The organism is Roseovarius pacificus, assembly GCF_900142665.1.
GTDB classification, from domain to species: domain Bacteria; phylum Pseudomonadota; class Alphaproteobacteria; order Rhodobacterales; family Rhodobacteraceae; genus Roseovarius; species Roseovarius pacificus.
Window position 1 is genome coordinate 31,729 of record NZ_FRBR01000011.1, and the last position, 19,755, is coordinate 51,483.

16 protein-coding genes are annotated in these 19,755 nt (G+C 62.4%); 3 read left to right on the forward strand and 13 right to left on the reverse strand.

Translation table 11 applies throughout. From position 1 onward, the window contains the following. Nucleotides 1–119: 119 nt before the first annotated feature. From BUB53_RS16065 to BUB53_RS16075, 3 genes are read right to left on the reverse strand one after another with little or no spacing between them, the layout of a single operon-like run. The gene (locus BUB53_RS16065) at nucleotides 120–941 is read right to left on the reverse strand and encodes an ABC transporter ATP-binding protein (protein WP_073035883.1); all 822 of its coding nucleotides are present in this window, start codon (nucleotides 939–941) and stop codon (nucleotides 120–122) included. Continuing rightward, on the reverse strand, nucleotides 938–1,960 hold the full coding sequence (locus BUB53_RS16070; protein WP_084729221.1) for a FecCD family ABC transporter permease: 1,023 nt from the start codon (nucleotides 1,958–1,960) through the stop codon (nucleotides 938–940). The genes BUB53_RS16065 and BUB53_RS16070 overlap by 4 nt, the downstream gene beginning before the upstream one ends. After that, nucleotides 1,933–2,961: an iron ABC transporter substrate-binding protein gene (locus BUB53_RS16075; protein WP_073035887.1), complete on the reverse strand. Its 1,029-nt coding sequence runs from the start codon at nucleotides 2,959–2,961 to the stop codon at nucleotides 1,933–1,935. The genes BUB53_RS16070 and BUB53_RS16075 overlap by 28 nt, the downstream gene beginning before the upstream one ends. On the opposite strand from BUB53_RS16075, the gene BUB53_RS22810 reads away from it, so the two are divergent. After that, complete coding sequence (locus BUB53_RS22810) at nucleotides 2,954–3,118, forward strand: hypothetical protein (protein WP_159437850.1); 165 nt, start codon at nucleotides 2,954–2,956, stop codon at nucleotides 3,116–3,118. The two genes, BUB53_RS16075 and BUB53_RS22810, sit on opposite strands and share 8 nt — an antisense overlap. A gap of 2 nt (nucleotides 3,119–3,120) precedes the next feature. Here the strand turns inward: BUB53_RS22810 and BUB53_RS16080 are convergent, their stop codons facing one another. The 10 genes from BUB53_RS16080 to BUB53_RS16125 all read right to left on the reverse strand — a co-directional run bounded on the left by BUB53_RS16080 (nucleotide 3,121) and on the right by BUB53_RS16125 (nucleotide 16,190). Beyond that, entirely contained in the window at nucleotides 3,121–3,327 is a 207-nt protein-coding gene (locus tag BUB53_RS16080; protein WP_073035889.1) for a formate dehydrogenase subunit delta, read from the reverse strand. Then, complete coding sequence (gene fdhD / locus BUB53_RS16085) at nucleotides 3,317–4,138, reverse strand: formate dehydrogenase accessory sulfurtransferase FdhD (RefSeq protein WP_073035891.1); 822 nt, start codon at nucleotides 4,136–4,138, stop codon at nucleotides 3,317–3,319. Before fdhD ends, BUB53_RS16080 begins: the two co-directional genes overlap by 11 nt. 8 nt (nucleotides 4,139–4,146) lie before the next feature. Then, a complete protein-coding gene (fdhF, locus tag BUB53_RS16090) occupies nucleotides 4,147–7,041 on the reverse strand; it encodes a formate dehydrogenase subunit alpha (RefSeq protein WP_073035893.1) in 2,895 nt (964 codons plus the stop codon). Next, entirely contained in the window at nucleotides 7,038–8,555 is a 1,518-nt protein-coding gene (locus BUB53_RS16095) for a formate dehydrogenase beta subunit (protein ID WP_073035895.1), read from the reverse strand. The genes fdhF and BUB53_RS16095 overlap by 4 nt, the downstream gene beginning before the upstream one ends. Further along, nucleotides 8,552–9,028 (reverse strand): formate dehydrogenase subunit gamma, encoded by a 477-nt coding sequence (locus BUB53_RS16100; RefSeq protein WP_073035897.1) that lies wholly within the window; start codon nucleotides 9,026–9,028, stop codon nucleotides 8,552–8,554. Before BUB53_RS16100 ends, BUB53_RS16095 begins: the two co-directional genes overlap by 4 nt. 92 nt (nucleotides 9,029–9,120) lie before the next feature. Then, on the reverse strand, nucleotides 9,121–10,008 hold the full coding sequence (locus BUB53_RS16105; protein ID WP_073035899.1) for a LysR family transcriptional regulator: 888 nt from the start codon (nucleotides 10,006–10,008) through the stop codon (nucleotides 9,121–9,123). A 127-nt stretch (nucleotides 10,009–10,135) separates the two neighbouring features. Next, nucleotides 10,136–11,023 carry an alpha/beta fold hydrolase gene (locus tag BUB53_RS16110; RefSeq protein ID WP_073035901.1) on the reverse strand — a complete coding sequence of 296 codons (888 nt, stop codon included), beginning with the start codon at nucleotides 11,021–11,023 and terminating at the stop codon, nucleotides 10,136–10,138. Between the two features lie 244 nt (nucleotides 11,024–11,267). Further along, on the reverse strand, nucleotides 11,268–12,380 hold the full coding sequence (locus BUB53_RS16115) for an ABC transporter permease (RefSeq protein ID WP_073035903.1): 1,113 nt from the start codon (nucleotides 12,378–12,380) through the stop codon (nucleotides 11,268–11,270). 4 nt (nucleotides 12,381–12,384) lie between these two features. Next, nucleotides 12,385–15,126, reverse strand: a complete 2,742-nt coding sequence (gene rbbA / locus BUB53_RS16120) for a ribosome-associated ATPase/putative transporter RbbA (protein WP_073035904.1) — start codon at nucleotides 15,124–15,126, stop codon at nucleotides 12,385–12,387. After that, complete coding sequence (locus BUB53_RS16125) at nucleotides 15,123–16,190, reverse strand: HlyD family secretion protein (protein WP_200797809.1); 1,068 nt, start codon at nucleotides 16,188–16,190, stop codon at nucleotides 15,123–15,125. The genes rbbA and BUB53_RS16125 overlap by 4 nt, the downstream gene beginning before the upstream one ends. 375 nt (nucleotides 16,191–16,565) lie before the next feature. On the opposite strand from BUB53_RS16125, the gene BUB53_RS16130 reads away from it, so the two are divergent. Both BUB53_RS16130 and BUB53_RS16135 read left to right on the forward strand, forming a co-directional pair. Further along, nucleotides 16,566–18,362 (forward strand): PHA/PHB synthase family protein, encoded by a 1,797-nt coding sequence (locus BUB53_RS16130; RefSeq protein ID WP_229709577.1) that lies wholly within the window; start codon nucleotides 16,566–16,568, stop codon nucleotides 18,360–18,362. Next, on the forward strand, nucleotides 18,346–19,440 hold the full coding sequence (locus BUB53_RS16135; RefSeq protein ID WP_073035906.1) for a polyhydroxyalkanoate depolymerase: 1,095 nt from the start codon (nucleotides 18,346–18,348) through the stop codon (nucleotides 19,438–19,440). Before BUB53_RS16130 ends, BUB53_RS16135 begins: the two co-directional genes overlap by 17 nt. The last annotated feature ends 315 nt before the right edge of the window (nucleotides 19,441–19,755 follow it).

The window sequence follows — 19,755 nt, forward strand, 5'->3', positions numbered from 1 at the left end:
GGAACGAACGGGCCGGGCTCTCACGAGCCCGGTCTTTTTTCATGTCGTTCCCACAGCATACGAAATGCATGATTTTCCAGCCCGCTGCCCCTGTTCAGTTTCTGCCAGCTATCCCGCTTCTATCCTGACGCACCCGATACGCCCGCCGTTGAAGATCGCGCTGCGATCGACGGGACGCAGACATGCCGGCCGCTTTCGGTTTTCTCCACTGCGACGGGCAAGCCGTAGACAGCGCTCAGTGTCTCATCGGTCAGAGCATGATCGGCGGGCCCTTCGGCATGGAACTGGCCGTCCTTCATCAGCATCACCCGCGCGTTGAGCGCAAAGGCCTGATCGGGATCATGCGTGGACAGGATCACGCTTCGCTCCTCTGTTCCGGCGGCCCCCGCAATGGCGGCGATCTGGGCCAGCACCTGCGCCTGATTGCCGAAATCGAGGCTTGCGGTGGGCTCGTCCATGACGATCAACGGCGTCTCCTGCGCCAAGGCACGCGCGATCAGGACAAGCTGCCGCTGCCCGCCGGACAGGCGAGAGTAATCGCGGTCTGCCAGATCGGCGATTCCAAGCCGTTCCATCGCGGCAAAGGCGGCAGCACGGTCGGCGTTGCCGGGCTGACCGAACACACCCAGCCGTGCCGTACGCCCCATCAGCACGACATCGAGCGCCTCGAACGGGAAAGGCGGTGCATGGGCCTGCGGAACATAGGCGATACGCCGCGCGATCTCGGCCCGGCGCAGGGCCGCAATCGGCTGACCGGCAAGAGCCACGGTACCACCCAATGCCGGGATCAACCCAAGCAGGGTGCGGAACAGCGTGGTCTTGCCGCACCCGTTCGGGCCCAGAAGGCACACGATTTCGCCCGCATCCACACCGAGTGACAGCCCCCGCCCCACCCGCCTGGTGCCATAACCGATATCAAGCCCCTGCGCGGTCAGCATCATGACCACCCCCGCCGCCCGCGTGCCAACAGCCAGACGAAAAAGGGCGCCCCGATCACCGCCGTCAAAACCCCCAGCGGAACCTCGATCTGCGCAATGGTCCGCGCCAGCGTATCGACGATCAGAAGGTACCCCGCACCGATCAGGGCCGAGGCGGGCAACAGGCGGCCAAAGCCCGGACCGACGATCATGCGTGCGATATGCGGGATGACAAGACCCACCCACCCCACGACACCGGCAAGCGCGGTCACGCTCGCGGTGATCAGCGTCGCGGCGGCTATCACGAAAAACCGCGTGCGCCCCGCCTCCACGCCCAGAGAGCTTGCCTCTTCGTCGCCCAGCGACAGAACGTTAACGCGCCAGCGCAGCAATGCCAGCGGCAAAAGGCCGATCACCACAAGAGGCAGGGCAGGCAGAAGATCGTCATCGGTGATCGCCGCCAGCGAACCAAGAAACCAGAACGTGATCGCGGGCAGTTGATCATAGGGATCGGCCAGCACCTTGAGCAACGAGGTCATCGCCCCCGCCAATGCGCCGATCACGACGCCGATAAGCACCAGCGTCAGCGTCCGGTCAGTGTTACGCACCAACGACGCGACCAGCATGACCACCCCGACCGCGACCATACCCCCGACAAAGGCGGATACCTGGATCGCGACCACCGGCAGGGCCAGGAAAATACCCACTACGGCGCCCAGCCCGGCCCCGGCGGACACCCCCAGAATATCCGGCGACACCAGCGGATTGCGGAAAAGCGCCTGAAAACTGGCGCCCGCCGCCGCCAGCGATGCCCCGACCAGAAGCGCCGCTCCGATACGTGGCAGGCGGATGTTCCAGACGACGATCCGCGCCTGCTCGTCGCCCTGCCCCGCCAGCACGGCCAGAACCTGCCCCGTGCTCAACTCATAGGGCCCGATCATCACCGCCCCAAAGGCCATGAGCACCAGAAGCAGCGACAACGCGCCCGTCATCGTCAACGCGGGGCGGCGGTTGTTCATCTCGGCGGTTGTCCCTCGGCCCATTCCAGCAGCCTGTCCAGTTCCTCGTCGCTCAGATCGACATGATAGTAACGCTGGTAGAACAGGCGCGCCTCTTCTCGCAGATCGCCATCCCATTTATCGGGATAGAACAGCCCCGCCATCCAGATCAGCCCCATCATCCGGTTGAGCGAGGGCGGACGGTCGATCCAGCCGAAAGGCGCGGTCGGCGACAGATAGACCCGGCCCCGTTGCACCGCGTCTATGCCCTGCCAGAGCGGATCGCCCGACACCCTGGCAAAGAAATTCCGGTCCCAGGTAACGATCGTGTCGGGGTCGGCGACGATCACCTGCTCCATGGAGGCCCGGATCAGGCCCCTGGTGCGCCCGCCATCGTCGGCAACGTTGCGCCCGCCCGCGCGTTCGATGATCTCGGTATTGATCGAGCCTTTCATCCCGGTTTCAAGCCCGTCCGGCCCGCGGGCAAGATAGACGCGCGGTCGCTTGTCTTCTGGCGTGTCGGCAATCGTGGCTTCAAGGCGGTCAAAGATGTCCTCGACATCCGACGCCAGAAGTTCACCCCGCTCCGGAACCCCCAGAGCCTCTCCCACAAGGCGCAGGGCCTCCGGCGTGTTCTCGAACCGGCCGTCGATCAGAAGATAGGGAATACCGGTTTGCTGCTGCACCCGGTCGGCAAGATCGACATAGGTGTCGCGCACCGACCCGAAGTCGATAATCAGGTCCGGTGCGATTTCCAGCACTCGTTCCAGATTGGCATCGCCCCCGCGCCCGGTCAGGCGTCCGGTTTCCGGCAGGTCACGGTAGGGTGCGGCGATATAATCCCGCTCTTCCGGCCTCAATGCGCGGGGCCAACCGGTCAGCACCTCAGGTTTCATCACATAGACCAACACCGAGGCGGGTGGTCCGGCGGCAAAGACCGTCGATACGTCCTCCGGCACCTCGACAACGCGTCCGGCACTGTCCGTCACGGTCCGGGCACTTACCGGCGCGGCCAGAAAGGCGAGGATCAGGAACAGGATGCGCATCGTCGACTCCTCCGGGCTTGTAGCGGGTTTTAGTTCGAACCATGCCCGCTTCTATCCGGGCAAGGCGCGCAAAACCCTGCACATCGCAACCGGATACGTCATACCACAGCAATGCGTGATCGCCACATTGCGCAAACCCGTCACCGAAAGAAAGTGATTTCAGGCGATCAAACGCGCCGCCCTGACGGCGATGTCGTCCAACCCCTCGCCACCTTGGGCCACGTAGTCACGCAACTGGCTGCGCATCCGCGGGTCCCAGAAATCCTGCAAATGGGTCGCAACCTTCTCGGCCTGATCGTCGCCCGGCTGTGTCTTGAAGAACGTGGCGATCTGGTTGGCCATGTGAACCATTTTCTCAGGCGACATCGGATACCTCGGATATGACGCGTTGGGGATGGGAATAGATGTCGAACCCGCCCTGACGGGCGAAAGCGACCAGAGTGATACCTGCGGCCTCGGCAAGGCGCAGGGCGTGAGAGGTCGGCGCAGATACCGCGATCAGGGCAGCGCAGCCCGCCATGGCGCATTTCTGCACCAGTTCCACGGACAGGCGGCTGGTCATAACGAACGCGCCGCCGGCGGGGTCGATGCCCTGCCGGGCCAGCGCGCCGATCAGTTTGTCCAGCGCATTGTGGCGGCCCACATCCTCGCGCAGGGTGACAATGCCCTGTCCCGGAACAAGAAACCCGGCGGCATGGGTGGCGCGGGTGCGCTCGTGCAGAACCTGCAAACTGCGCAGGTCATCCGTGGCCCGCACAACTTGCGCCGGGTGCAGCTTCAGCCCATCGTCCGATATCACTGGCAACGCGCGATTGGCCTGTTCCAGGCTGTCGAGTCCGCACAGGCCACAGCCCACCGGCCCCGCCATGAAACGGCGGCGTGCCGAAAGCGCCTCCTGCCGGTCGTCGCGCAACCAAAACCGCGCTTCGATACCGCTGTCATGGCTGACCTCTTCGAACTCCAACACCTGATCGAGCGATGTGACAATCCCCTCGGTCAGCGCAAAGCCATAGGCGAAATCGGCGATGTCGCCGGGGCTCGCCATCATGACCGCATGTGTCGTTCCGTTATACACCAGCGCCACCGGCACTTCCTCGGGCAAGGTGCGGCTGATGGGCGCCCGCCCGTCGCGATGGACGGACAGGCCCGACATGCTGCGGCTCAGAGGGAACCCCATGACGCCGCTCACTCTGCCGCCGGCAGGATGCGCCGCGACCGTTCAGCTTGTGCGGCATATTCCTCCTGCCAGTCGGTCGGGCCGTTCGAGGGGCTGATCTGCACCGCCGTCACCTTGTATTCCGGGCAGTTCGTCGCCCAGTCGGAATAATCCGTGGTGATGACATTGGCCTGTGTGTCCGGGTGATGGAATGTGGTGTAAACCACGCCGGGGCTGACCCTGTCGGTCAGGCGCGCGCGCAGGGTCGTCTCGCCGGAGCGGCTGGCCAGCTTGACCCAATCCCCCTCCTTCACCCCACGGGTTTCGGCATCGTGGGGGTGGATCTCCAGAAGATCCTGCTCGTGCCACACGACATTGTCGGTGCGCCGGGTCTGCGCCCCGACATTGTACTGGCTCAGAATGCGCCCGGTGGTCAGCAGCAGCGGAAAACGCGGTCCGGTTTTTTCATCCGTCGCCACGTATTCGGTCACGATGAAACGTCCCTTGCCGCGCACGAAACCGTCGACATGCATGAGCGGCGTGCCCTCGGGATGTTCTTCGTTGCAGGGCCATTGCACACTGCCCTGTTCTTCCAGAAGCGCATAATCGACACCAGCGAACGAAGGTGTGGTCGCGGCGATCTCATCCATGATTTGCGACGGATGAGTATAATGCCAGCCCGCGCCCATTGCATTGGCCAGCAGTTGCGTCACCTCCCAGTCGGCATAGCCGTTGAGCGGTTTCATCACCTCGCGCACACGATTGATGCGGCGTTCGGCATTGGTGAAGGTGCCGTCCTTCTCGAGGAAGGTCGAACCGGGCAGGAAGACATGCGCATAATTGGCCGTTTCGTTCAGGAACAGGTCATGCACGATAACGCATTCCATCGCGGCAAGGCCCGCCGCCACATGCCTGGTGTCGGGATCGGATTGCAGGATATCCTCGCCCTGACAATAGAGCCCCTTGAAGGTTCCGTCGACGGCGGCATCCAACATGTTGGGAATGCGCAGGCCCGGCTCCGGGTCGATCTCGGTGCCCCAGATCGCCTCGAACATCTCGCGCACGTCGGCGTTCTTCACATGGCGGTACCCCGGCAATTCATGCGGAAAGCTGCCCATATCGCAGGAGCCCTGCACGTTGTTCTGCCCCCGCAGCGGGTTCACCCCCACGCCGGGGCGACCCATGTTGCCGGTCAGCATGGCAAGGTTGGCGATGCCCATCACCGTGGTCGATCCCTGGCTGTGCTCGGTCACGCCCAGACCGTAATAGATCGCCCCGTTCCCGCCGGTCGCAAAAAGCCGCGCCGCCGCCCGCAGGTCCTGCGGGTCCACCCCGGTCAGAAGCGCGACCGCCTCGGGGCTGTGGCGTGGATCAGAAACGAAGGCGGCGTAGTCCTGGAACTCGTCCCAATCGCAACGCGTGCGGATGAACTCCTCATCCATAAGGCCTTCGGTGACGATCACATGCGCCAGCGCCGTCACCACGGCCACATTGGTGCCGGGCCGCAGCGGCAGGTGATGGGCGGCCTCCACATGCGCCGATTTGACAAGGTCGATCCTGCGCGGGTCGATCACGATCAGCTTTGCCCCCGCGCGCAGCCGCTTTTTCAGCCGGCTGGCGAAAACCGGGTGACCGTCGGTCGGGTTCGCCCCGATGACGATGACCACGTCGGTCTGCTCGACCGAGTCGAAATCCTGTGTCCCGGCGGATGTTCCGAAAGCCTGACCAAGACCATACCCCGTGGGCGAATGGCAGACCCGCGCGCAGGTATCAGTGTTGTTATTGCCGAAAACCGAACGCGTCAGCTTCTGCACCAGAAAGGTTTCCTCGTTCGTGCAGCGGCTGGAGGTAATGACCCCGATGGACCTGCGCCCGTATTGCTCCTGAAGTCCACGCAGTTTCTGCGCGGCAAAGGTCAGCGCCTCGTCCCAGCTTACCTCGCGCCACGGCTCATCGACCCGGTCGCGGATCATCGGGTTGAGGATACGGTCCTTGTGATTGGCATAGCCATAGGCAAACCGGCCCTTGACGCAGGAATGGCCCCGGTTCGCCTTGCCGTGCTTGTACGGCACCATCCGAACCAGGTCGTCGCCCTGCAACTCGGCCTTGAAGGAACAGCCCACGCCGCAATACGCGCAGGTGGTAACCACCGAACGGTCGGGCGTGCCCATCTCGATCACCGATTTTTCCTGCAACGTCGCCGTCGGGCAAGCCTGCACGCAGGCCCCGCAACTCACGCAATCGGACGACAGGAAATCGTCCGTCGCCGTGCCCGCGCTCACGCGGCTGTCGAAACCGCGCCCCTCGATCGTCAGCGCAAAGGTGCCCTGCACTTCCTCGCAGGCGCGCACACAGCGGTTGCACACGATGCATTTGCTGGGATCGTAGGTGAAATAGGGGTTTGAAGTATCCTTCGGCATCCATTCCGGATTGGCCACTCCGCTGGTATCGCGGGCCTCGAAATGGTTGGCCAGTCCGCCATTCTGCGGCGCCTCGTAACGCACATCGCGCAGACCCACGGCGCCCGCCATGTCCTGCAATTCGCAATCTCCATTGGCCGCGCAGGTCAGACAATCGAGAGGATGATCCGAGATATAAAGCTCCATCACCCCCTTGCGGAGTTTGCGCACCTTGTCGGATTGGGTCCGCACCGCCATACCGGGGGCCACCGGCGTGGTGCAGGAGGCGGGCGTACCGCGCCGCCCCTCGATCTCGACCACGCATAACCGGCAGGAGCCGAACGCCTCGAGGCTGTCGGTCGCGCACAGTTTGGGCACCGAAATGCCCGCCTCGGCGGCGGCCCGCATGACAGAGGTGCCCTCGGGCACCGTCACCTCGAACCCGTCGATGGTCAGCGTCACAGGGGCACCCGTCTTTGCGGGCGTGCCCATGTCACGGTCGTCGGGGATGATGAAATCCTTCATTCTGCGGCCTCCTTCGTGGTCGCGAAATCGTCGGGGAAATGGGTCACCGCGGACATCACCGGCAGCGGCGTGAACCCGCCAAGCGCGCAAAGCGATCCCTCTTTCATGGTCTCGCAAAGATCGGCCAGAAGCGGCATGGCGTCGGCATCTCCCGCGGCGATGCGATCAATGGTTTCCACACCACGCACCGCGCCGATGCGGCAGGGCGTACACTTGCCACAGCTTTCGACGGCGCAGAACTCCATGGCGAAACGCGCCATGCCCAGCATGTCGGCACTGTCGTCGAAGACAACCAGGCCCGCATGGCCCAGAAGGCCGCCTTCGGCGTCAAGCTCTTCATATCCCAGCCGGGCATCGAAACCGGACACCGGCAGATAAGCGCCCAGCGGTCCGCCCACCTGAACGGCCTTGACCGGACGGCCCGAGGCGGTACCGCCGGCCAGATCGTTCACCACCTCCCCCAGCGAGATACCAAAGGCGGTCTCGAACAGCCCGCCACGCGCCACGTTTCCTGCAATCTGAAGCGTCACGGTCCCGCGTGACCGGCCCAGCCCGAAATCGGCATAGTGCTGCGCGCCCTTCTGGAAAATCACCGGCACGGTGGCCAGGCTGATCACGTTGTTCACCACGGTCGGCCTGCCCAGGAACCCCTCGAGCGCGGGCAGCGGGGGTTTGGCCCGGACCACACCGCGCTTGCCCTCCAGCGAATTCAAAAGCGAGGTTTCCTCGCCGCAGACATAGGCTCCGGCCCCTTCGCGGATCTCCATGTCGAAGGCCCGGCCGGACCTCAGAACATCCGCCCCCAGCAGCCCCGCAGCGCGGGCGATCCGCACCGCCTCGCGCATCACGCGAATGGCATCCGGATATTCCGAGCGCAAATAGACATAGCCCCGTGTCGCGCCCACACCCAACCCGGCAATCGCCATGCCCTCGATCAGCGTAAAGGGATCGCCCTCCATGATCATACGGTCGGCAAAGGTGCCGCTGTCGCCCTCGTCGGCGTTGCAGACGATGTATTTCTGTGCCGCCTGCGCCTCCAGCACGGTCTTCCATTTGATGCCGGTCGGAAAACCCGCACCGCCACGCCCCCGCAAGCCCGAGTCGGTGACTTCGCGCACGATCTCATCCCCGGTCATGTCCAGGGCCCGGCGCAGTCCCTCAAGCCCCCCGTTCGCCTCGTAATCGGCAAGGTCGAGCGGGTCGATGACCCCGCATCGCGCAAAGGTCAGCCGCGTCTGCCGCGCGAAGAATGGAATTTCCTCGACCGGGCCAAGACCTTCGAACGTGCCATCCAGCAAGGCGGGCACGTCCTGCGGCGTCACCGGGCCATAGCCCATACGCACCCCGTCCCGTTCCATCTCGACCAGCGGTTCCAGCCAGATCATGCCGCGCGTGCCGGTGCGAACGATCTCGGGATTCAGGCCGCGCGCCTCCGCCTCGGCGGCAAACCTTTCGGCAACCGCATCGGCGCCAAGCGCCTTGGCTGCGCTGTCGCTTGGAATATAAACCTTCATGCACCCGCCTCCTTCAGAAGCGCGTCCATTCGCGCACCGTCCACCCGGCCCACGACCCTGTCGTCAACCATCGCCGCCGGTCCGCAGGCACACAGCCCGAGACAATACACCGGCTCGACCGTCACCGCGCCATTGACCGTGGTGCCATGCCAATCGAGGCCGAGTTTCTTCAGTGTCTCTTCGGCCAACACATCGCCGCCCATCGCCTGACAGGCTTCGGCACGGCAAATCTTCACCACATGCCGCCCCGCCGGGGCCTCACGGAAATCGTGATAAAAGCTGATAACGCCGTGCAGTTCAGCCCTGGTGATGTTGAGCGCGTCGGCAATCAGCGGAATGGCGGCCCCGGGGATATGGCCGAAAGCCTTTTGAACTGCATGCAGGATCGGCAAGAGCGGTCCCTCAAGCCCGACATGGTCGTCGATCAGGGCGCGGAGGTCTTCATCTGTGGGCGCTGGCGCGTATGAGTGCATTGGCTGGCCTCTTGAGTGTATCGGCCAGAAACAACCATTTCTTGTATTGCGAAATCAATATCGTTATTCCGTCGGTCGATAGAGAATATCTATCAGTTGACAGCTGACAACCGCTTGGCCTCACGCAAAAGCGCCCCCAAAACAGGCGTGTGAGGGTCCCGATACGGGGCAACAAGCCCCACGGTATGGGCGCTCTCCGCACCGGAAAGAGGAACGAGTTTCAATCGCTTGCCCGCCGCCAGAAAATTGGCCATGTCCTCGGGCAGGATCGTCAGCCAGTCCCCCGCCTCCACATTCGCCATCACGACAACCGTAGAGTTCGATTCGATCCGGGCCTCGGGCATGACCCCTGCCGCGGCGAAATTCTTGTTGATGATACGCCGGTTCTGCATATCCGGCGTCAGCAGACAGAGCTTCTGCCCGACCAGTTCGTCCCATCCGACCGTGCTGCGCCCCGCAAACGGAGACCCTTCGGCGCAAACAAGCATGTAACGTTCCTCATAAAGCGGCTCGGTGCTCACGCGTCCCATCGGTTCGTTGTCGAGATATGAAATCCCCGCATCCACATCGAGATTGTCCAGCATCGACAGAATCTCCACCGAAGTCCGCGACAGGATGGTGAAACGCACATTCGGATGAGCATCGCTGAACCGGCTCGACAGCTTCGCCGCCCATGTCAGAGCGGTGGGAATGACGGCAATCCGCAACTGGCCGGACAGGCCATGCCGCTTGAATCGCATCTCCTCCCGAAGCTGCCGCGTATCGCCGACGATCTTGCGCGCCCAGATCAGCGCGGTTTGCCCCTCGGGCGTCAGCCCCCCGAAGCGCGAACCGCGAAAGATCAGCTGAACACCCAGTTGCTCCTCGAGATGCTTGATCCCGGTCGAAAGCGTCGGCTGCGTAATTCCAAGACTGGTCGCGGCGCGGCCGAAATGGCCCTCCTTGGCGACGGCGATGAACATTTCCAGCTTGTCGATCATGGTTTTTCAGCCGCCTTGAAATCGGGAAAGCCCGGTTCGCTCGCCATTGCCCGCTGGCCGATCCGGGATCGGTAAAACGCCGCGCTCCGCCCAATCTTCGTTCAGATTTGAAGCGAAAACAACAGGATCAGCGTAGGCCATGCCGCTCGAGAAAATCCAGGATGGCAGGCGCGATTTCTTTAGCGACAGTCGGATCGAGATGTAAATGATGGTCTCCGGGAAACTCCATCATTTCGTAATCCCCGATCAAATCCGCTCCAAGACGGATCAGATCAAGGGCTTTGGGCCGCTTGCTCTTGATCCCGTCCCTGGCCCAGATATTGAGCACGGGACACCGGATCGACCTCAACACAGCCTCGACATCCCCTTGCGTCAGCTTGACGGCGGAACTTGCGAACAGGCGCGCATCGCCCCGCATGTGAAATCCGTCTGGCCCCTCTTCCAGCGCGCGATCCGCAAGGGCCTCGGAAACCTGCCGGGAATTGCCCTGCGCGCACCGGCGCTCAACGTAATCCGCCCTGGTTTCAAACGTCCTGCGGGCACGGGTCTTTTGCTTGTGGGTATCCTCGATGAAGGCGCGCAAGGTGGCCACGACGGCTTCCTCCGTCGGCTCCGGCACCAGAGAGTCCAGCGCAACGAATGCACGGACCTTTTCGGGCTGCGCCGCCGCGAACAGGGCCGAGATGTTGGCCCCTCGGGAATGACCGACCAGCACGCAGTCCGTCCATCCGAGCTGAACCAGAATCCCGGCAATCTGCGGGAGATCGTCCCAGATATTATAGGTCGCATGGGGCGACCGGTGGGAACTCAGCCCCTGGCCGCTCAGATCGAGCGCGACAACGTGGCAACCGGTGAGCAACGGAGCCAGTTCCCGAAAACTGTCGGCATGGTCCATCCAGCCATGCAGCATCAGAACCGGAGTGCCGTCCATCGGACCCCATGCCAGTCCCGAAAGGCAAAGACCGTCCACCTCCCACCGGCAAACCCGCGGGTCCGTTCCGACATTCTCTATCATTCGCGCGCCTCACCGTTCAATTCGCCCCGAATTGAGCACGATACACTTCATTCTGCAATTCGCAGCAACCGGGGAGCGACTGTTTTGCCCCAGAGGAACGGTGCCTGACCAAACCGGCAGCCGCCGATCAACGGTAAATTCCCGCAATATGTTCGATTACCGCCTATCCACCGCAGTGTCCGGACCTGTGTGTGGTGTCGCCTGCGCGGGCAATCAGGATGGTGGGCTTTTCGATGCGTCCCGTTTATTTCATGAATTCGCGAAACCGTCTCAGGGCCAGCCAGAACAGGACCGATCCGATAACAACGAGGGCAAACAATTGCGGCCAGACCGTTTCAAGCCCCGCCCCCCTGAACAGAACCCCCTGAGACAAGGTGATAAAATGCGTGTTCGGGGCGGCGAGCATGATGGTTTGAATGAAATCCGGCATCGATTCACGTGGGGTCATCCCCCCCGAAAGCACCTGTAACGGAAGCAGTACCAGCATCATCAGCAGAGCGAATTGCGGCATGCTTCCGGCGACGGTCGCCATGAAGATGCCAAGCGCGGTCATGGCGAACACCATCAGCACCACGCCGATGAGAAACAGCGGCACAGACCCCTGCACCGGCACCTCAAGAAGGCCCTGCACCACCACGATCAGCGCAAAGGAGGACCCCAGCAGAACCACCAGCCCCATGGACCAGATCTTGGACAACACGATCTCGGCCGCGGTCACCGGCATCACCAGCAGGTGCTCGACGGTGCCATGCTCTTTTTCACGGATCAACGCGGCGCCGGTCAGCACCAGCGACAGCATCGTGATTGACTCGATCACACTGTTGATCGCACCGAACCATGCCGGGTCCAGCGATGGATTGTACCGCGCCCTGAGCGCCAGCCCGACAGGCAGCGCGGTTTCCGCGCGGTGACCCGCGACATACTCTGACACCTCGCCGGAAACGATCTGCTGGATGTACCCACTGCCGGTAAATGCCTGACTCATCCGCGTTGCATCGACGTTCAGCTGAATGGCAGGGGTTCTGCCCGCCAGCACGTCGCGTTCGAAATCCGGCGGTATGTTCAGCGCGAAAGTATCGAGACCCGCATCCATGCGGTTGTCCATCTCGTTCGTGGTGATCATCCGCGGCTCAAGAAACCACGGCGGGTAGAAGGCCAATGCGATGCGCGATGAAAGATGCGACTGGTCTTCGTCCACGATGGCGATCGCAGCCTTGTTCAAGGCCTCTGGCATGGCGGTCGAAGACGTATAGATCGACAGGCTGAACGAATACACGATCAGTGCAAGCATGATCCAGTCACGCCACAATCCGCGCAGTTCCTTTACTCCGAGGTTCCAGACGTTCTTGAGGTTCATATCCCTACCTCGCCTGTTTCTTCAGGAAAACCGTGGCCAACCCGAGGATGACGGGAACCGAGGCCCCTATGGCCAGTATCGATTCGACCTGCTCCGCAAAACCGAACGCCTTGGAAAAGGCGCCACGGGCGGACGTCACGAACCAGGAGGTCGGGTAAATCTCGCCCAGCACCCGGCCAAACCCCTGCAATGACGAAACCGGGTCGATCAGGCCTGAATACTGCACCGCCGGAATCATCGTCAGCATGACCGTCGCGAACAGCGCGGCCACCTGGCTCGTGATGAAGACCGAAACCAAAAGACCAAGACCCGTTGTCGCGATGACATAGACCAGCGACGACAATATGAAACCCGCCAGGCTGCCAGAGAATGGCACGCCGAAAAAAGTGACTGCCATTCCCATCATCAGCGCAAAGTTCAGCATCGCAAGTGCGATATAGGGCAGTTGCTTGCCAAGCAGGAATTCAAGGCGCGTCACCGGCGTGACATAGAAATTGATGATTGATCCCAGTTCTTTTTCGCGGGCGACCGACAGCGTGGTCAGAATGGCCGGGATCATCAACAACAGCAGCGGAATGACCGCCGGGACCATGGCAACGATGCTTCGCACATCCGGGTTGTACCGGAACCGGGTCAGCAGCTCGAAATTTCCGGCAAGGGCCGCATCGCCGTATAGTTCGCGTGTCTTGCGTGCGATCCAGTCCGCATGCATGCCCTGGATATAGCCCTGCACCGTATTGGCACGGGTGGGATTCGCGCCGTCGAACCAGGCTCCGACCTCGATATCCCGGCCACGCGCGATATCCGCGGCGAAACCGGGGGGAATCTCGATAGCGAGCCCGAGTTCGGACGAGCGCATCCGCGCATCCATATCCGCATATCCTGACAGAGGAGGACGTTCGTTGAAATAACGCGAGCCCGCTATATCCAGAATATATTCGCGGCTTGTCGCGGTCTGATCACGATCGAGTACGGCAAACGTCAGATCCTCGACATCCATATTGATGCCAAGACCGATGACGATCATCAACAGCAGGCTACCGATCAGCGCCATGGACAGTCGGATAGGATCGCGCCGCAGCTGCAAGCTTTCCAAGAGCGAATAACTCAGCAACCGGCGCGGGCTGAATGCGCTTGCCGTCTTGTGCGGTTCCGGCACGGGCTTTGCCACGGCGGATACCGTGGCTTCGGGCGCCGTCGCTTCCTGGCCGATGGCGTCTTCCAGATAGGCGATAAACGCGCCTTCCAGTGTCTCGCTGTTTTTCGATTTCGTAATCGCCTCGGCCGTATCGCTGATCAGCACCTTGCCGGCGTGCATCAGGCTGATACGGTCGCACCATTCGGCTTCGTTCATGAAATGGGTCGAAACGAAGATCGTCACTTCGTCCCGGCGCGAAAGGTCCATCAGGATACGCCAGAAATCGTTGCGCGCCACCGGATCGACCCCCGAGGTCGGCTCGTCGAGGATCAGAATCTCGGGCCCGTGGATCATCGCAACCGCCAGCGACAACCGCTGACGAATGCCGATGGGCAGCGCGTCAGGCAAATTGCGTACCACCTCGCCCAGATCGAAGCGTTCGATCATCTCTTCGACACGGGCAGGAATTCTTGCTTCCTCCATGTCGAAAAGACGCGCGTGAAGTTCCAGGTTCTGCCGAACCGTCAGTTCGGAATACAACGAGAATGCCTGAGACATGAAGCCCACGCGATGACGCGTTTCCATGTCACGCGCGTCAACCTCGTGTCCGAAAAGCCTGGCGCGGCCTTCGGTGGGCTCCAGAAGGCCGGTGAGCATTTTCATCGTCGTTGTCTTGCCGCAGCCGTTCGAACCGAGGAAACCGAATATCTCGCCCTTCGGAATCCGAAAGCTGACCTTGTCGACCGCAACAAAATCTCCGAAGCGCTTCGTCAGCCCCTCGGCCTCGATGGCGAACTCTGTAGCCACCGCACTGCGCGGAGGTATCTTCACCGCGAGATCGTCCCCCCGTTGTTCGGCGGGAAGCAGCGCAATGAAAGCATCGTCGAGCGTCTCGGCCCCGGTACGGGCCAGCAGCTCCTCGGGCGTGCCCGTCGCCAGAACCTGCCCGGCGTTCATCGCCACCAGCCAGTCGAATCGCGCGGCCTCTTCCATGTATGCGGTGGCGGTGATCACGCTCATCCCCGGTCGGTCGGCGCGGATACGGTCGATCAGGTCCCAGAACTGACCACGCGACAGCGGATCGACCCCCGTGGTCGGTTCATCGAGGATCAGAAGGTCGGGATCGTGGATCAGCGCACAACAGAGACCGAGCTTCTGCTTCATGCCCCCCGAAAGCTTGGCCGCCGGACGGTCACGGAACGGCGACATGCCGGTGGCCGCCAGAAGATCGGCAATGCGCCTTTCGCGCTCGGCCCTGCCATGGCCGAAGAGGCGACCGAAGAAATCGAGGTTTTCACCGACCGAAAGCGTGGAATACAGGTTCTTGCCCAACCCCTGCGGCATATAGGCGATACGCGGGCAGACCTGGCTGCGATGACCGGCATTGCGCATATCGCCGTCCAGCACCCGCACCGCACCGTCCTGAATTTTCCGCGCACCGGCCAGCAGCGACAGGAAACTCGACTTCCCTACGCCGTCCGGCCCGATCAGCCCGACCATGCACCCGGCGGGGATCGCCAGCGAAACGTTGTCGAGCGCCGTCACCTTGCCATAGCGAAGCGTCAGCTCCGACACCTCTGCGACCGGCCGGGCCGACTCGTCCGTCATTTCACGATATTATCGAGAAAGGCAGGCCATTCGGCCTGCGGATCAAGCCGGACATAGGCCATGCCCGGCAACCCGGTTTTCACGTACTCGATATACCGGGCCAGCAGATCGGGGTCGATCCGGGCGCGGACGCGGAACATCAGCTTTTCACGTTCATCCGCGGTTTCCACCGTTTTCGGCGTGAACTGCGCCACGTCCGCGACATATGATACCGTCGCCGGGATCACGTAGTCTGGCGCGGCGTCCATCACCAGCCGTACTTCGGACCCGACCTGAACGCGGCCCACCTGAGATGTCGGAAGGAAGATCGTCATATAGACATCCCCCAGATCGACCAGATTCAGGATGCGCCCGCCCGAGGCGACGATCTCGCCTTCTTGTGCGACAAGATACTGGACACGCCCGTCGCGTGGCGATTTCAGCGTGGCGTCATCGATGGATGCGGTGATCACGTCGATCGAAGCCTTCGCCGCCTCGACAGCAGCCTCGGCATCCACGACCTGCGCCTGCGCAGAGGTGACACCCGCCAGCGCTGCGGCATGCGACGCTTCGGCCGAGGCCAGCCCCGCCTTTGCCTGCCGGTCACTGGCGAGATCGTCATCAAGGGTCTGTTGAGAAACGGTATTCGATTCGACCAGCCGCTCGGACCGGGCCAGCCGCTGCGCGGCGGCTCTCGCGACGGCTTGTGCCTGATCGATAGCCGCGACGGCGGCGCGTTCCTGCGCCTTGGCCTGCGCCACAAGTGATTGAGCGGTCTGCACCCCGATTTCGGCACGGCGCAGTTGCGCCTCGGCCTGACGTTTCTGGGCGTTCAACTGAACCACATCCATTTGCACGAGAACATCGCCCGTCTTCACGAAATCGCCCTCGGCGGCGGTGATGTCAGCGATACGCCCGCCGGTAAGCGCGGCGATATCTATCTCGGTCGCCTCAATCCGTCCGTTGCCCGAGGCCAACCCCTCTGGCAGATCGGGAGCCTGAGCGCTGCTCCAGGTGAAGTAACCGGCGGCTACAACGATCAACGACAGAACCGACAGCAGCAGTCTCATGTTCATATTTTGCATGGCATTTTTCTTGCACAGTACCGACCGACAGCTTGTGACTGCACAAGCATGATCATTGCATCCCACCTCCGATACAGGGAGTCAACAACTGAGAGTTGCGGCAACGCCGCATGAGTGGAAATGCCTGATATTCAGCCACTGCGTCGGCACGTGGCGGACCGGAGGAGCAACAATCGGACCGATGGCGATATCTTAGGCAAGGGATCGCCCGGGAGACCCCCGAACACGAAAGGCTTGATCGAAAGCAATGACAGCCCATCTTTCCCATGTCAGCATGGTTACGCGTGGGCCCTTACCATATCCCTGCGCCCGCACCATCCGAAATACCGGCGCCCTGCCCGGAATAGCGCCGATAAGGGTAAAGAAAGGCAAGCAATGTCCGACACGCCGCTCAAGAGCGACCAGAATACGCTGCCAGTGCCCATGGCTCCGGCGGCGCTCACCGAGACCCCCTCTCCCTCCGCCCGCGACGGGTTCCACGAAACGATCGACCGCACCCTTGCCTCGGTCCAGGCGCGGATGACCATGGGCGTCTCGCCCTATGCCGCCGCTTCTGCATGGCAGGATTGGGCCCTGGCCCTGAGCCGTGCGCCGGGGCGGCAAACCGAACTGGCCGAACGTTTCTGGGACAACCAGTGGCAGGCATTCAAAGGGGCATGGGATGCCGACGCGGGATTTAAACCCGCACCCGGCGACCACCGTTTCGACGACGAGGGCTGGACCGCGCCGCTGGCGCGGGTTTTCAAGCAAAACTTTCTTGCCGCCGACGACTGGTGGGCCGCCGCCACCCAGCCTCAGCGCGGCATGTACCAGCGCAACGCCGAACGGGTTTCCTTTATGGCCCGCCAGACGCTCGACGCCATGTCGCCGTCCAACATGCTCTGGTTCAATCCCGAGGTCCAGCGCCGCACGATGGAAACCGGCGGGCAAAACCTTGTGAATGGCGTGATGAATCTTGCCAACGACTGGCTCAGCGAATGCAACATGCAGTGCGAGGAATCCTCCGGGGATTTCGTGCCGGGCCGTGACGTGGCCTGCACGCCGGGCAAGGTGGTGTTTCGCAACCATATCCTTGAACTGATTCAGTACGCACCGGCCACCGAAGCCGTTCAGGCGGAACCGATCCTGATCGTACCCGCCTGGATCATGAAGTATTATATTCTCGACCTCAGCCCCGAAAACTCGCTGATCCGCTATCTCGTTGGACAGGGATTCACGGTATTCTGCATCTCGTGGCTGAACCCCGGCGCAGAGGAACGCGAGCTGTCGCTCGACGATTATCGCCGCGACGGGGTGCTTGCGGCGCTGGATGCGGTAGAGCGGATCTGCCCGGACGAGAAAATCCATGCCTGCGGTTATTGCCTTGGCGGGACGATCCTGAGCATCGCGGCGGCGGCCATGGCCCGCGACGGGGACGATCGTTTTGCCTCCATCACGCTGCTGGCGGCACAGACCGATTTTTCCGAGGCAGGCGAACTGATGTTGTTCATCGACGACGCCCAGATCGCCTATCTCGAGGATCTGATGTGGGCCCAGGGCTATCTCGACCAACGGCAAATGGCGGGGACGTTCCGTGTGCTGCGCGCACGCGATCTGGTGTGGTCGCGCCTTATCCGCCGGTATTTCATGGGCGAGGAGGAACAGGAATTCGACATCGGCGCATGGAGCAAGGACGCCACCCGTATGCCCTACCGGATGCATTCGCAATACCTGCGGTCGCTGTTTCTGGAAAACCGCCTGACAGCCGGGCGGTTCGCCGTCGAGGGCCGTGTGATCGCACTCAAGGACATCTCGGCGCCACTCTTCGTACTGGCCACCGAAGAGGATCACATCGCGCCGTGGCGTTCGGTTTACAAAACGGCGCTGTTTACCGACGACGACCTGACATTCGCACTGGTCAGCGGCGGCCACAATGGCGGCATTCTCAGCGCACCGGGCAAGAAACACCGGGAATACCGCCTTGGCCACCGGCCGCCCGGGGCGCAATATGTCGACCCCGACAGCTGGCATACCCGCTACGCGCCAACCTCTGGCTCGTGGTGGCCGGTCTGGACCGACTGGTTGCGCGACAAGGGCAAGGGCGAAGAAACGGCACCGCCCGGCATGGGCGCCCCCGAGGCCGGTTTTTCACCGCTTTGCGAGGCACCGGGCCTCTATGTCCTGCAACACTGAAATCCCGGCTGCACCGCTGTTTCAGGGCGCGCAACAGCCCGCATTCCGGGCTTTCGCCATTCACTCCCTGAAAACCGCGGGCGAGGGGCGCGCCGTGACCGAACGGGTCTTGCGCCAGACCCCGTTTTACACCCTGCGCCGGTTCGACGTGACCGGGCACAACCGGGATACAGCGCCGGTGCTTGTGGTGCCGCCGCTCTCGGGGCATTTTCCGATCGTACTGCGCGACATGGTTCTGAGCCTGTTGGCGGACAGGCCGGTTGCGGTGCTCGACTGGTGCAATGTGCGCCATGTGGCCGTGGGATACGGACAGTTCGGTTTCGACAGCAATATCCGCGCCATCGCCGATGCGATCCTGCAAATCGGCCCACCTGCCCGTGTGATCGCGCTGTGCCAGGGTGGCGTGCCCGCGTTGGCCGCCACTGCGGATCTTGCCGCGCACCTGCCCGGATCGGAACCGGCGGCACTGGTTCTGATCGCCGCGCCGGTCGATCCGATGGCCAATCCGACGCCGGTGGTCGAGACCATCCGGGAACAGCCCCCGCTCTGGTACCGAACTGTCCCGGTATCGCATGTCGGGCGGCCCCATGCGGGGCACCGGCGCATGGTTTATTCTGCCGAAACTCAGCTTGCGGCCCTTCAGCAATATCTGTCCGCCGCCCAGGACGCCGGGTCCGAACTGGCCCGGAAAATGCATGTCGATGACGGGGCCGATCCCCGGCATTTTCCGTTCCGCGATCTTTACACGTCGGTGATGGATCTGGATGCCCTGCATTATGCCGAAAATATCGACCGGGTATTCCTGTCACGGCAAATTGCGCGCGGTACGCTGCACTTCGAGGGACGGTACATTCAGCCGGACGCGATCCATCGCACCACCCTGCTGACGGTTGAAGGCGCTTCTGACGCAATCGCCGCACCGGGACAGACCAGCGCCGCGCACGCACTTTGCCCCCGAGTACCCGACCGGAACCGTCACAGCCTGATCGTCCCCGACTGCGGGCATTTTGCCCTGTTCCACGGAGCGACATGGCGCGATACGGTCTACCCCGCCATCGCAGCCCACATCACGGGTTGACGCCTTCTGGATATTTCATGTGCCGGCACGGTGATGTATCCGTTTTCGGCGGGTCGTCAGTCGTGGCGGCTATGCAGGCCTTCGGCGGGTGGGACGCTGTTGGATTTGCTTTTCACTATGTCCGGACCGTTTCACAATTCGTCCTTTCACCAGATCGGGCTCGTTTCAAAAGAATACCTTCCCCTTAATCCCAATCGTTCATGCAAATTCTCCGCATTCCGGCCGCGGAACGGAAAGCGTGGCCCCTGAAACAGTGGCCAAACGGAATGACGTCGACCCCGATTCAACGACATGAGGCGCAAAAGATTTTCATTT